Here is a 13432-nt window from a genome sequence, read left to right as displayed (position 1 = left end):
GACGCGTCGCCGCGACCGGTCGCGGCGACCTCACCGGAGTCGTCGACGCCCTGGTCCGCGAACTGCGGGACTGACGCAGCGGATCCAACCGTCCAGTTCCGCGACCGCAGTCGTCAATCTGCTGTTCACGCACCCTTTACTATGTACGGGTGCTGATCGAGGACTCGCCGACCGCAACGCCGTGGCGGCGCCCGGGCGCAGGCCCGGTCATCGCGCTCGTCGCGGCTGTCGGCGTGGCCGTGGCGATGGTCCTGCTGCAGGTGGTGGCCGGTCGGTCGGGCTTCGAAGGCCCACTCGCCTCGCTCGCCCGCGACTTCGTCGGGACGCCCAAGTCGATGTCCGTGCCGTGGGCCGGTCTCGCGCTCGGACTCGTCGGACTCACCAACCGGCAACGGATAGTCGCCGTTGCCGCCGCCCTCGGAATCGACCTCGTCTTCCTCGGTGGGCGCCTCCTGACCGACGGCCCGTTCGCGATCGGAAACGGCCCGACCTGGGTGCTCACCGGGATCGCCGTCGTCGCCGCCTGGCGCTGGACCGGCGCGCAGCGCAGCAGCGCGCTGCTCGGCGCGGGACTCGGTGCGCTGCTCATCGCCGCCACGAAGATCGGCGACGTCTGGCTGCAGATCACCATCATGACCCGCCCCGCCGTCCTCGACGAGTACGTCGAGCTCGCCGACCGGGCCTTCGGTTCGCCGTCGTGGGTGATGGGACAGGTCGTCGACGCGCTCGGCCCCGCCGGATACGGCGTACTGCACTGGGTGTACATCGAACTGCCCGTCGCGGCGATCGCCGTCGCGCTCTACCAGCTCCGCAACGGCTGGCCGTCGCATCACCTGGTGCGGACGTTCCTCGCCATCGGACTGATCGGGCCCCTCTTCTACCTGGTGTTCCCGGTCGTCGGACCGGACTTCGCCTTCGGGACGGCGGGGCTGGGCGCCCAGCTCGGCGACTACTGGCCGACGGTGGTCCCGACCGGCACCGACCCGTCGGCGTTCGTCTTCGACAGCGACGCCCCGCGTAACTGCATGCCCAGCCTGCACACGGCGTGGGCGCTGTCGATCTTCGTGCACACCCGCCGCGGCCCGTGGTGGCTGCGCTGGGGTGGCGCGTTCTGGCTGGTGTGCACGCTGATGGCAACCCTCGGATTCGGCTACCACTACCTCGTCGACCTGATCGCCGGTGTGGTCCTGTGCCTGACCATCGAGTCGGCGCTGCGCGACCCCGAACGCGGCTGGGGCAGGTTCCGGATCCGCCTCGTCGTCGGCGGCGCGGTCGCGTTCGCGGCGCTGCTCGCGAGCTACCGCTACCTGGCCGGTCCGATCGCCGCGGTCCCTGTCGTGTCGGTGCCGCTGATCCTCGGGGTGGCGGGCGCGGTCGTCCTTGCCTTCTACGCCACCTTCTTCGCCACGCCCGATTCGATTCTCGGCCGGTGGGGTGGACGGGTTCGTGAGGAAGCGCCCGCCGCCGCTGTCGCGTGACGTCACGCCCCGGTTCGGTCCGGCGACCCCCTCGCGCCAAGAGGTAAGGCTGTACTAACCTTCCCCTCGTCACGAGGACTGTATCGGCGATGCGGCGGCGGTGAGCCCCCGTAAGCGGCGGGGATCGGAGGGGGTCGATGGCGTCTCGCGGCTTCGGTGGGGCGGTCATGCGCGCGTATGGCATCCGCAACCACGCGGCGACGGTACTGCGGACGGCAGCGGTCACGGAACACTGCGTCCGGGTTCACTTTCACTCGGAGACAGTGTTCTCCGACGTCGTGTTCGGCCCGACCAGCTGGATCAGAGGCTGGTTCCCGGACGGCGAAGGCAAAGAGCACCAACGTGCATACACCTTCGCCGAGGGTGACCCGGAGGCCGGGGACTTCGCGATCGACTTCGTTCTCCACGAACCGGCCGGCCCGGCGTCGCGGTGGGCGAGGGCGGCCGAGCCCGGAGACGTCATCGAGATGATGTCGGCGAGTTCGGTTCCCTTCGACGTGCCCGAGGCCGTGCCCGCGGGCTACCTGCTGATCGGTGACTCGGCGTCGATCCCTGCGATACGGACGATGCTCGAGACGATCCCGGTGCAGGTCCCGGTCGAGCTTTACCTCGAACAGCACGACCCCGCCGACCGCGATCTCCCGCTGGTCGCGCATCCACGGCTGCGTATCCACTGGGTCTCCCGTACGGGGCCCACGTCGATGGCGACGGCGCTGGAGTCACGAGACTGGTCGAACTGGTATGTCTGGGCGGGTCCCGAGCAGGGGAGTCTCAAGGAACTCCGGAAGCGTCTCAAGGAATTCGGATTCCCCAAGACCGAAACGCATCTGCTCGCCTATTGGTCGCAGGGCAAGGCGATGGGTAAGGAGCGCGCTCCCGACACCGCACTGCCCGTCGTCGAGACCATCGAGTCCGTCCGCGACGAGGCTCCCCTCACCCGCACCGACACAGAGCTGGACGCCGGTGTCGCCGCCGTCGACGAGACGACGGGCGGAACCTGGCGCGCCGCGGGGGCGGGTCGCCTGCTCGCGCCACTGAAGGGCACCCTGATCGCGGCGGGAGTACTGCAGGCGATCGTCACGCTGATCCAGTTGGCGCCGTACGTGTTGCTCGTCGAGCTGGGCAGGCGCCTACTCGACGGGGCGGAAACATCGGCGCTGTGGTCGGTGGGCATCACCGCACTCCTGTTGCTCGGCGTCGGTGCCCTGCTCGAGACCGCCCTGCAGTTCTGGTTGCATCACGTCGACGGCCGGTTCTCCCGCGACCTCAGGCACCGCCTGCTGACGAAACTCGCTCGCCTGCCGCTCGGCTGGTTCGCGCAGCGCAACGCGGGCAGCATCAAGACTCTCGTACAGGACAACACCCTCGCACTGCACTACCTGGTGACCCACGCGGTGCTCGACGCGACGGCCGCGGTCGTCGCCCCGGTGGCGGTGCTCGTCTACCTGTTCGTGGTCGATTGGCGCATCGCGTTGTTCCTCCTCGTGCCGGTGCTCTGGTACGCCGTGGCGATGGCCCGGATGATGGTGCAGTCCGGTGCAAAGGTCGCGCTCGCGCAGACCTGGGCCGAACGCATGAACGGTGAAGCGGCGGCATATCTGGAAGCGCAGCCGGTGATCCGGACATTCGGCGGCGTCATGGCGTCGAGATTCCGGCGCAATCTCGACGGATACCTCTCCTTCCTCGACGACTGGCAGCGGCCCTTCACCGGCGCCAAGACGGTGATGGACCTGGTGACCCGGTCCACGACCTTCCTGTGGCTGATCGCCGCGGTCGGAACGCTGTTCGTCGTGTGGGGCTGGGCGCAGCCGGTCGATCTGTTGCCGTTCCTGTTGCTGGGCACCACCTTCGGGGTCCGGCTCATGGGGATCGGATACGGCCTGCAGGGACTGCGGTCCGGAATGGTCGCCGCCCGCGACATCCAGGACGTGCTCGAGGCACCGGAACTCGAGGAGCGGCCCGCGGACGATGTCGCCGGGGAAGCGCCGCACGAGGTGGTGTTCGATCGGGTGACCTTCGGCTACCGCCCCGACGTTCCGGTGCTCCGCGACATCTCGCTGGACCTGCGTCCAGGGACGGTGACGGCGCTCGTCGGGCCGTCGGGGTCCGGAAAGTCCACGCTCGCAGCCCTCCTCGCCAGGTTCCACGATGTCGACTCGGGATCGATCCGCATCGGTGGCCGCGACATTCGTGCGATGGGATCGGACGAGCTGTATCGCCACCTCGGATTCGTGCTGCAGCAGACGCAGCTCGTCCAGGGCACCGTCGCCGAGAACATCGCCCTCGCCGACCCCGGCGCCACGTGGGATCGGGTGATCGCGGCGGCGCGTGCGGCGAACATCGACGAACGAATCGGCCGGATGCCGGACGGCTACGACACCCGGCTCGGCCCGGATGCCGCCCTGTCCGGGGGCGAGCGGCAGCGGCTCACCGTCGCGCGGGCACTGCTGGCCGACGCGCCGGTCCTCGTCCTGGACGAGGCCACCGCATTCGCCGATCCCGAATCGGAGTACCAGGTGCAGGAGAGTTTGAGTCGTCTCGCCCGGGATCGGACGGTCCTGGTCATCGCGCATCGGTTGCACACGGTGGTCGACGCCGACCGGATCGTGGTCCTCGACGGTGGCCGGATCGTCGAGCAGGGCACCCACTCCGAGTTGTATGCCGCGGATGGTCGGTATCGGGAGTTGTGGGATTCGGCAGGCGAGGGTGACCGCGTCGCAAGTGGAGGTACTCGATGATCCGCACGCTGCTCGCGCTCCTGCCGGACCAGTACCGCTCGGGGGTCAACCGATTCGCCGCTTCGGCGGTGTTGTCCGTGCTGCTGCGCGCAGTCGGGGTGGTGATGCTCGTTCCGCTGATCTCCGGACTCGTCGACGGCAACCACGCCGCGGCGCTCGCCTGGATGGGCGGACTGACCGCGGTCACCGTGGCAGGCTGGGTGGTCGACTACGCGGCGTCCAAGCAGGGCTACGTCCTCGGCTTCGGGCTGCTCGACACCGCCCAGCGGTCGGTGGCGGAGCGGCTCACGCGTATCAGGCTGACCTGGTTCACCGCCGACAACACCGCCACGGCCCGACAGGCGATCGCCGCGACCGGACCGGATCTGGTCGGCGTGGTCGTCTACCTGATGGTCCCGATGATCACGGCCTTCCTGCTCCCGGCCGCGATCGGCCTCACTCTGTTCGGCGTCGCATGGCAACTGGCGGTGGTCGCGTTGCTCGGTGTGCCGCTGCTCGCGGCAGCGCTGTGGTCGAGCAGCGCCATGAGCAGAGGCGCCGACGAGGTCGCCGCCGAAGCGAACTCCGAGTTCACCGAACGGATCGTCGAGTTCGCGCGAACCCAACCGGCGCTCCGGGTCGCCCGTCGGGCCGAGCCCGCACGAAGCGCAGTGGGTGAGGCGCTCGCCCGGCAGCACGGTGCCACGGGCAGGCTGCTGCTCATGCAGATCCCCGGCAGGATCGTGTTCGGCATCGCGGGGCAGATCGCACTGTTCGCCTTCGTCGGAGTCGCGGCCTGGCTGACGGTGCGCGGTGACCTGTCGGTCGCGGAGGCGGTGGCGCTGATCGTCGTCGCGGTCCGCTTCCTCGAGCCGTTCACGGCGATCAGCGAACTGTCCGGTGGGCTGGAGACGGCGCGGACCACGCTCGCGCGGATCCGCACCGTCCTCGACTCCCCGACCGAGCACGAGGGCGCCGGGTCGGCGCCCGCGGAACTGCGCCCCCCGCGCATCGAGTTCGAGGCCGTCACCTACGACTACGGCGATCCCACGAACCCCGTACTCGACGGCCTGGACCTGGTACTCGAACCCGGTTCGACGACCGCGATCATCGGTCCGTCGGGCTCGGGTAAGAGCACGGTCCTCGGTCTGATCGCCGGCCTGTACTCGCCCACCGGCGGGCGGATTCTGTTCGACGGGATCGACGCCGCGACGCTGGACCACGAGGCCCGATCGAGGCTGGCGAGCATGGTGTTCCAGCAGCCCTACCTCATGGAGGGGAGCATCGCCGAGAACGTCCTCGCGGGGTACCCGGATGCGTCCGCGGAACGGGTGCAGGAGGTGTCGCGCCTCGCTCGCGTCGACGAGATCACCGCACGGTTACCGCGCGGCGCCGAGACGGAGGTCGGGGAGGGCGGCGGTGCGCTGTCCGGCGGCGAACGTCAACGAGTGAGCATTGCCCGGGCGCTGCTCAAGCCGGCACCCGTCCTGCTGATCGACGAGGCAACCAGTGCCCTCGACAACGAGAACGAGCGCGCCGTCGTCGATGCCCTCTCCTCCGACAGCGCCCCGCGCACCCGCGTGATCGTCGCTCACCGTCAGGCGGGGATCCGTCACGTCGACCGCGTCGTCGTGCTCGAGTTCGGCCGGGTCATCGAGTCCGGCACACCGGACGAGCTGATCGCGGCGGGTGGCCGGTTCGCGACGTTCTGGGAACATCAGGGCGCGATCGCGGGCTGGAAGCTGACCGACGCGGTGGACTGAGGTCGGCGGCTCAGCGTTCGTGCTCGCGGTCCAGGTCGCCGACGACGCCCAGCCCGTCCCGCCCCCGCTGCTCGCGGTAGGCGACCCGGCCGACGGTGTGCGCGATCACCGGGGCGGTGAGCAGGGTGAACAGTCCGACGAGGACGAGCATCCAGATGTCGACGTTGCCGCGCAGCCGGATCACGCAGCCGGCGAGCACCAGGACCAGGCCGATCACCTGGGGTTTCGTGGCCGGGTGCATGCGGGACAGGGTGTCGCCGAAGCGCACGATGCCGATCGCGGCGGTCATCGCGAGCAGCGCGCCCAGCAGGATCGCGGTCGCGGCGACGACATCGAGGACGGTGCTCATTGGTCGTCCCGTACTCGGAATCGGGCCACGGACACCGAGCCGATGAACCCGACGAGGGACAGTGCGACGATGGCGGGAACGAGCGTGGTGTCCATGCTGTAGGCAGCCCACAGTGCGAGGCCGCAGATGGACACCGCCACGAGGGTGTCCATGGCGACGAGCCGGTCCAGGGTGTCGGGTCCGTCGAGCAGTCGGTACGCGGTGAGCACCGCGGCGATCGACATCATCACCCCGGCGATCACGATCACGGTCGTCATGACGGTTCCTTTCGGGGGGTGTCGACGGTGTCGGGGGCCCATTCGGCGGGCCGCTCGAACGCCTCGATGAACAGCCGCTCGAGCCTGCGCACCGTGCGGTGGAACTGGTGCACGGCCTTGTCGGTGCCGAGATCGAGGACGTGCACGTACACGGTCCGCTTCACCTGGTCGACCTCGAGAACGAGTGTGCCCGGGATCAGGTTGAGCACGTCGACGCAGAGCGTCAGGACGAGGTCTGACTTGATGGCGAGCCGGCAGCGCAGCACGCCGGTCACCGGTGGAGGGCCGGGGCGAACGGAGAGCCAGGCCACCTGCACGCTCGACTGCGCGGCGTACCAGAGGCTCACACCGATCAGCTTCACGATCGACCACACGTGGATCCGGCCACCGACGGGAACGCGGGGCAGTGGCAGCAGAACGGTGATCAGGATCGCCACGAGCAGGCCACCGACGATGTTGGCGACCGAGACGTTGCCCCACAGCAGGACCCACACGAAGACCAGCCAGGTCAGCGTGCCGATCCTCAGTACCGTCGCGCGGCTCACCGGTCACCTCCCGTCGCGGTGGCCTGCTCGGTGCTCTCGGCGGGCGGCCCGGAGTTTCCCGCGGGTTGCTCGGAGTAGTTCGGCCCGAGGACGGCGTCGATGTAGATGGACCGGTCCTGCAGGTCGGTCGCGGCCCGGTCGGTGACCGCGATGATCTGGCCCGCGAACACCGTCAAGGCGATTCCGACAGCGACGAGTGCGAACGTCGGCACCAGCATCAGTGCGGGCATCTTGCCGACGTCCTCGCGGTCGACATAGGCGATGTCCGCTTCGGACTCGTCGATGAGCGCGGACGGGCTGATGTCGGCGAGATCCCCTTCGGGGGCGTCGGCGCGGGCCCGCCAGAACGCCTTCGTCCACACGCGGGCGACGACGTAGAGGGTCAGCAGGCTGGTGATCGTGCCGCCTGCGACGAGCACCCACGACAGCACGCTGGGATGAGCGGCACCCGCCTGCAGCAGCGCGATCTTCCCGATGAACCCGGAGAACGGCGGGATGCCGCCCAGGTTCAGCGCCGGAACGAGGAACACGATCGCGAGCACAGGGCTGGCGGCGGCGAGACCGCCGAGACGACGAAGCGACGACGACCCGGCCTGACGCTCGATCAAACCCACGACGAGAAACAGGGTGGTCTGAACGATGATGTGGTGGGCGACGTAGTAGATCGCGCCGGACAGGCCCTGTTGGGTGGACAGCGCGATGCCGAAGACCATGTAGCCGATGTGGCTGACGAGGGTGAACGACAGCAGACGTTTGATGTCGGACTGTGCGATGGCACCGAGAATGCCGATGATCATGGTCAGCAGGCCGCAGACCAGCAGCACGTCGTCGAGCTCGCCCTGGGGAAACAGCAGGGTGTGGGCCCGGATGATCGCGTACACACCGACCTTCGTGAGCAGGCCCGCGAACACAGCGGTCACCGGCGCGGGCGCTGTCGGGTAGGAGTCGGGCAGCCACGTCGACAGCGGGAAGACGGCCGCCTTGATGCCGAACGCGACGAGCAGGACGCCGTAGATCGCCATCCTCGTGCCGTTGGGGACGTCGTCCAGCCGCAAGGCCATCTGCGCCATGTTCAGCGTGCCGGTGGCGCCGTAGGCAAGAGCGATGCCGATCAGGAAGATCAGCGACGACACCATCGACACCATCACGTACGAGACACCTGCACGGACACGGTCGGCGCTCCCGCCGAGCGTGAGCAACACGAACGATGCCGCCAGCAGCACCTCGAACCCGACGAACAGGTTGAACAGGTCGCCGGCGAGGAACGCGTTCGAAATGCCCGCGGCCAGTGCCAGGTAGGTGGGCAGGAAGATCGACACCGGCTGCCGCTCGTTGCCGTCGTGAATACCCTGTCCGACTGCGAACCCCATGACGGCGAGCAGGACGACGTACGAGACGACCAGCATGATCGCCGACAGCCGGTCGACGACGAGGGTGATGCCGATCGGCGACTCCCAGCCTCCGACCTGCAACGACGAGATGCCGTCCCGGTCGGCGAGGTACAGCAGCACGACCGACACGGTCAGCCCGGCGGCGAGCGCGGCGATGGTCACAGCGCGCTGGAACCGGGGTCGGCGGCCACCGACCAGGGTGACGGCGGCGGCGAGCATCGGGATGAGCACCGGCAGTGGCGTCAGCGTCTGCACGAGATCGGGGGACAGCGTCATCGACGGTCACCGCCGGGTGCGGTCGGTGCGCCCTTGCCGGGTTCGGTGTCTCCGGGCTCGGCGTCGCCGTGGTCGTCGAATTCGTCGAAGTCGCCTTCGCGCAGGTCCTCGTACACCTCGAGTTCCTCGAGGTTGGTGAGTTGTTCGAGTGGGATCGGGTTGCCCTTGTCGTCGAAGGCGTCACCGCTGAACGTGGAGTCGCCGGTGATCGGATCGTCGGAACGGTCGTGGTCCGGCGCCTCCGCCGGACTGCGGAGCCGCTTGACCTTGGTGTCCTCGGGGTCGTCCTCGACGGCGTCCTGGGTGTTGATCTTGTACGACCGGTAGGCGAGTGCCATCACGAACGCGGCGATGCCCATCGTGATGACGATCGCGGTCAGGATCATCGCCTGCGCGAGGGGATCGGACATCGAGTCGTACACGTCGTTGGTGCGACCGACGATCGGGGCGCTGCCGGGTGGTCCGCCGGAGGACAGGATCAGCAGGTTCACCCCGTTGCCGAACAGCAGCAGACCCAGCAGCATCTTCGTGATCGAACGCTCCAGCAGCAGGTACACGCCGCAGGAGATGAGGATGCCGATGACGAGGAGGAATCCGAGGTTCACGCTCATCGGGCCACCCCCTGGGTTCCGGTGGGAGCGTTCTCGACCTCGGCGTCCAGGCGAGCGCCGAGGCTACGCAGGACGTCGAGCACCAGACCGACCACGATGAGGTAGACGCCCAGGTCGAAGAAGAGCGCCGTCACGAGTTTGATGTCGCCGAGCAACGGCAGCGTCAGCTCGATCGTCGCGGACGACAGCACGGGTGCGCCGAGGAACAGCGACGTCAGAGCGGTGCCCGCAGCGAAGATCAGCCCGAGGCCGAGGATCTTGCCCGCGTCGATCGGGACGGTCTCGCCGAGCTCGTACCGCCCGCCCGCGAGATAACGGAGCACCAGCGCCAGTCCCGCGGTCAGGCCGCCCGCGAACCCGCCGCCGGGGGCGTTGTGGCCGGAGAAGAAGAAGTACACCGACAGCACCATCATCGTCGGGAACACCATCCGGGTGGTGACCTCGAGGATCAGCGACCGGTGCCGCGGGTCGATCAGGTCGCCACCGAGCAGCCACGTGGTCTCCGGCGTCGGAGCGAAGGACGGGGCGTCCGACACCCGGGGTGCGGTGCCGAACCGACGATTGCGGAATACCAGCGACGCGACACCGGTCGCCGCGACGAGCAGCACCGAGATCTCGCCGAGGGTGTCCCAGGCTCGGATGTCGACGAGCAGCACGTTGACGACGTTCTTGCCGTTGCCGATGTGATAGGCGAGGTCGGGCATGTGCACGGAGATCGGCTCGGCGGAACGCGCGCTGATCGCGAATGCGCCGAGCGCGGTGACGGCGGCACCGACCGCGACGCCGAGCGCGGCGCGTGCAGGCTTGAAACCGGCGGACTGGCGTTCGTCGATCTCGGCGGGCAGTTTGCGCAGCACCAGCACGAAGATCACCAGGGTCAGCGTCTCGACGAGGAACTGCGTCAGCGCGAGGTCGGGGGCGCCGTCGAGCGCGAAGATGACGCCGCAGCCGTAGCCGGTGACGCCGACGAGGATCACCGAGGCGAGACGGTTGCGCATGACGGTCGCTGCGAGCGCCGCCGCGATCATGATGAGCCCGACCGCGAACTGGATCGGTGACTCCCACAGTCGCAGGTCCACCGGGGCGTCGGTGCCGAGGACCAGCAGAATCGTGGGCAGCAGGACCAGCGTGAGAAGGATCGTCGCCTGGGTCAGGGGCAGTGAACCGCGCTGGGTGGTGCCGGTCAGCCGGATGGACAGGGTGTCCATGCCGCGGAGGGTGGCGTCGTAGATGCGTTCCGCGTTGCCGAGCGGGGCGTGCTCGAACCGGAGCCGGCTGATCCGGCGGTGCGCGAGGTACACCGCGACACCACCGACGATCACCAGCACCGTCAGCCACAGGGCGAGCCCGAAGCCGTGCCACAGTCCCAGGTGGTAGTCCTGCGGTCCGGGCAGGCTGTCCGCGTACGCGGCGAGCAGGGTGTCCATGACCGGTGAGATCAGTCCGGCGACCAGGCCTGCCGCCGCCAGCAGCGCGGGCACGGCCAGGAACAGCGTCCCGATCGGGTGCATGTTCTGCACGGCCGCGCTGGGGTTCGTGAGCTGCTTGCGTCCGAACGCCCCCCACACGAACCGGATGCTGTACGCGACCGTGAGGATCGAGCCGGCGACGATGCCGACGAGTTCGAGTGTGCGGACCGTCGGGTTCAGCACCGACGCCGTCGCGATCGCTTCCAGCGCTCCTTCCTTGCCGACGAACCCGAAGAACGGTGGCAGTCCGGCCATACTCGCGGCGGCGGCGATGGCGACGATGCACAGGACCGGGGCAGCGGAGCCGAGATGCGCGAGCTTGCGGATGTCGCGGGTGCCGGTGGTGTGGTCGACGATGCCGACGACCATGAACAACGCGGCCTTGAACATCGCGTGCGCGACGACGAGCGCGATGCCGGCGAGCGCGGCGTCGCGGGTTCCGGTGCCGACCAGCACGGTCAGGAATCCGAGCTGGCTGACGGTGCCGAACGCGAGGATCAGTTTGAGGTCGAAGGCGCGCATCGCGCGCCAGCCGCCGAGCAGCATCGTGCCGAGGCCGAGTGTCAGTACCGTCGCGCGCCACGGCCCGGAGTCGGCGAAACCGGGCGCGAGACGGGCGATGAGGTAGATGCCGGCCTTCACCATCGCGGCGGCGTGCAGGTAGGCGCTGACCGGGGTCGGGGCGGCCATCGCGCCGGGAAGCCAGAAGTGCATCGGGATGATCGCGGACTTCGACAGCGCGCCGGTGAGGACGAGGACGACACCGACGCCTGCGAGCCAGCCGCCCGGCGGATTCTCCAGCAGCACGGACAGTTGGTAACTGCCGCCGACCTGCCCGAGGATGATGAATCCGACGAGCATCGCCAGGCCGCCCGCGGTCGTCACCAGCAGCGCCTGGGTGGCGGCTCGACGGCTCGACGCGCGTTCGGCGTAGTGGCCGACGAGCAGGAACGACAGGACCGTCGTCAACTCCCAGAACGTGTACAGGATGAGCATGTTGTCGCTGGTGACCAGTCCGAACATGGCTCCGGAGAAGGCGACCATCTCGGCGGCGAAGATGCCGAGTCGGGTGTCGCCGTCCTGGAAGTAGCGGGCGCAGTAGATCAGGACGAGGGTGCCGATGCCGAGGATCAACGCGGACATGATCGCGGCGAGCGAGTCGAACCGCATGTCGATGTTCATCGACACCCCGGGAGCCCACGTGATGTGCAGGGACTGCTCGGTGTTCCAGTTCGCGATCACCCACACCAGGGATGCGGCGGGGACCAGCGACAGTGGCAGAAATGCGTTGCGGCCCATTGTTCGCACGACAGCGGGCGCCAGAACGGCGGCGAGAGCGTGTGCGAACAATATTGCGAGCAAGGGCACTCCGTCGGTGTCGTGGGCGGGGTGTCGATACGCCCGGGAGTATCCGGACGCCTGACGTCCAGTTTAGGGGATACGAACTTTTCGGCCGCAGGCGGCCTCCGGCCCTGTGCGCACTTTTGGTAGTTGGAGCTGCCGAATCCGCGCACAGGCTGGGGCACCTCCCGCTTGCGGGGGACTGGCCGCTTACCCTTGGCGAATGGTCGAGATCAGGACCGTCGCACTGGCCCACGTCAAGGACCGCCGGATGTTGCAGGCCCGGTCCGTCGGCAAGTCCGCCTTCTACATGGCGGGCGGCAAGATCGACCCGGGGGAGACGCCGGAACAGGCCCTGCACAGGGAGATTCGCGAGGAACTCGACGTCGGCATCGTCGACGGCACCCTCGAGACACTCGGGGTGTTCGAGGCCGAGGCGTTCGGTCATCCGCCGGGCACCCGGCTGCACATGACCTGTTACGTCGCCACGCTCACCGCGGAGCCCGTCGCGACGAGCGAGATCGCGGAGCTGCGCTACTTCACCGTCGACGAGTACGCGTCGATGCCGGAGTCGGCGCCCGGATCCCGGCTGGTGTTCGAGCACCTTCAGCAGCTCGGTGTCGTGGACTGAGCGGGCGATGATCTTCACCGCAGCGTCCCTCGACGGCATCGCCGCCGGCACCGTCACGCTCGCGTTCCGCCGCTGGGACCGGCCGCGGGTCCGGCCTGGTGGACGGCAGCGGACCGCGATCGGGGTGATCGCGTTCGACGCCGTGGACGAGATCGACGCCGCCGACGTCACCGACGAGGACGCGCGCGCCGCCGGGTTCGAGGACGCCGCGACGATGCTGAGGTTCGTGGACCGCAAGGCGCACGGTCCGCAGCTGTACCGGATCGCGCTGCGTGCCGCGGGCCCCGATCCGCGTGCGGTGCTGCGCGCGGATGCCGACCTCTCCGACGACGACGTCGCCGGGCTGCGGCGACGGCTCGCGCGGATGGATGCCAGCGGTGCGTGGACCGAGGCGACGCTGCGACTGATCGCCGCCCGACCTGCGGTGGTGTCGACGGAGCTGGCTCCGGAGGTGGGGATGGACCGGCCCACGTTCAAGCTGAAGGTCCGAAGGCTCAAGGAACTGGGCCTGACCGAGAGCCTCGACGTCGGCTACCGGATCAGTCCCCGTGGTCGGGCACTGCTGGACCGCTGGGACACGATCCCGTGAAAATGTGACTGCACA

At 68.8% G+C, this 13432-nt stretch carries 11 protein-coding genes; 5 read left to right on the top strand and 6 right to left on the bottom strand.

What is annotated here, in order from left to right; genetic code table 11:
* Positions 1–149 precede the first annotated feature (149 nt).
* The 3 genes from ACFSJG_RS23490 to ACFSJG_RS23480 all read left to right on the top strand — a co-directional run bounded on the left by ACFSJG_RS23490 (position 150) and on the right by ACFSJG_RS23480 (position 5958).
* A complete protein-coding gene (locus ACFSJG_RS23490; protein WP_378487635.1) occupies positions 150–1478 on the top strand; it encodes a phosphatase PAP2 family protein in 1329 nt (442 codons plus the stop codon).
* Positions 1479–1615: 137 nt separating this feature from the next.
* Positions 1616–4216 (top strand): ABC transporter ATP-binding protein/permease, encoded by a 2601-nt coding sequence (locus ACFSJG_RS23485; RefSeq protein WP_378487634.1) that lies wholly within the window; start codon positions 1616–1618, stop codon positions 4214–4216.
* The gene (locus tag ACFSJG_RS23480) at positions 4213–5958 is read left to right on the top strand and encodes an ABC transporter ATP-binding protein (RefSeq protein ID WP_378487633.1); all 1746 of its coding nucleotides are present in this window, start codon (positions 4213–4215) and stop codon (positions 5956–5958) included. Before ACFSJG_RS23485 ends, ACFSJG_RS23480 begins: the two co-directional genes overlap by 4 nt.
* A gap of 10 nt (positions 5959–5968) precedes the next feature.
* Here the strand turns inward: ACFSJG_RS23480 and mnhG are convergent, their stop codons facing one another.
* The 6 genes from mnhG to ACFSJG_RS23450 are packed head-to-tail and all read right to left on the bottom strand — an operon-like array spanning position 5969 to position 12218.
* Entirely contained in the window at positions 5969–6307 is a 339-nt protein-coding gene (gene mnhG / locus ACFSJG_RS23475) for a monovalent cation/H(+) antiporter subunit G (RefSeq protein WP_378487632.1), read from the bottom strand.
* Positions 6304–6564: a monovalent cation/H+ antiporter complex subunit F gene (locus ACFSJG_RS23470; protein ID WP_007534985.1), complete on the bottom strand. Its 261-nt coding sequence runs from the start codon at positions 6562–6564 to the stop codon at positions 6304–6306. Before ACFSJG_RS23470 ends, mnhG begins: the two co-directional genes overlap by 4 nt.
* Positions 6561–7109, bottom strand: a complete 549-nt coding sequence (locus ACFSJG_RS23465; protein ID WP_378487631.1) for a Na+/H+ antiporter subunit E — start codon at positions 7107–7109, stop codon at positions 6561–6563. Before ACFSJG_RS23465 ends, ACFSJG_RS23470 begins: the two co-directional genes overlap by 4 nt.
* Positions 7106–8776, bottom strand: a complete 1671-nt coding sequence (locus ACFSJG_RS23460) for a Na+/H+ antiporter subunit D (protein WP_378487630.1) — start codon at positions 8774–8776, stop codon at positions 7106–7108. The genes ACFSJG_RS23465 and ACFSJG_RS23460 overlap by 4 nt, the downstream gene beginning before the upstream one ends.
* Complete coding sequence (locus ACFSJG_RS23455) at positions 8773–9387, bottom strand: Na(+)/H(+) antiporter subunit C (protein WP_378487629.1); 615 nt, start codon at positions 9385–9387, stop codon at positions 8773–8775. Before ACFSJG_RS23455 ends, ACFSJG_RS23460 begins: the two co-directional genes overlap by 4 nt.
* Positions 9384–12218 carry a Na+/H+ antiporter subunit A gene (locus tag ACFSJG_RS23450; protein ID WP_378487628.1) on the bottom strand — a complete coding sequence of 945 codons (2835 nt, stop codon included), beginning with the start codon at positions 12216–12218 and terminating at the stop codon, positions 9384–9386. The genes ACFSJG_RS23455 and ACFSJG_RS23450 overlap by 4 nt, the downstream gene beginning before the upstream one ends.
* A gap of 202 nt (positions 12219–12420) precedes the next feature.
* Between ACFSJG_RS23450 and ACFSJG_RS23445 the strand changes: the two genes are divergently transcribed.
* Positions 12421–12828 carry an NUDIX hydrolase gene (locus tag ACFSJG_RS23445; RefSeq protein ID WP_378487627.1) on the top strand — a complete coding sequence of 136 codons (408 nt, stop codon included), beginning with the start codon at positions 12421–12423 and terminating at the stop codon, positions 12826–12828.
* A gap of 7 nt (positions 12829–12835) precedes the next feature.
* Positions 12836–13417 (top strand): hypothetical protein, encoded by a 582-nt coding sequence (locus tag ACFSJG_RS23440; protein WP_378487626.1) that lies wholly within the window; start codon positions 12836–12838, stop codon positions 13415–13417.
* Positions 13418–13432 lie beyond the last annotated feature (15 nt).

This window comes from Rhodococcus gannanensis (assembly GCF_042681175.1).
Lineage (GTDB): Bacteria > Actinomycetota > Actinomycetes > Mycobacteriales > Mycobacteriaceae > Rhodococcus_G > Rhodococcus_G gannanensis.
Note: the sequence above shows the minus strand (reverse complement) of the source record. Positions and strands in the feature narration are given on the sequence as shown.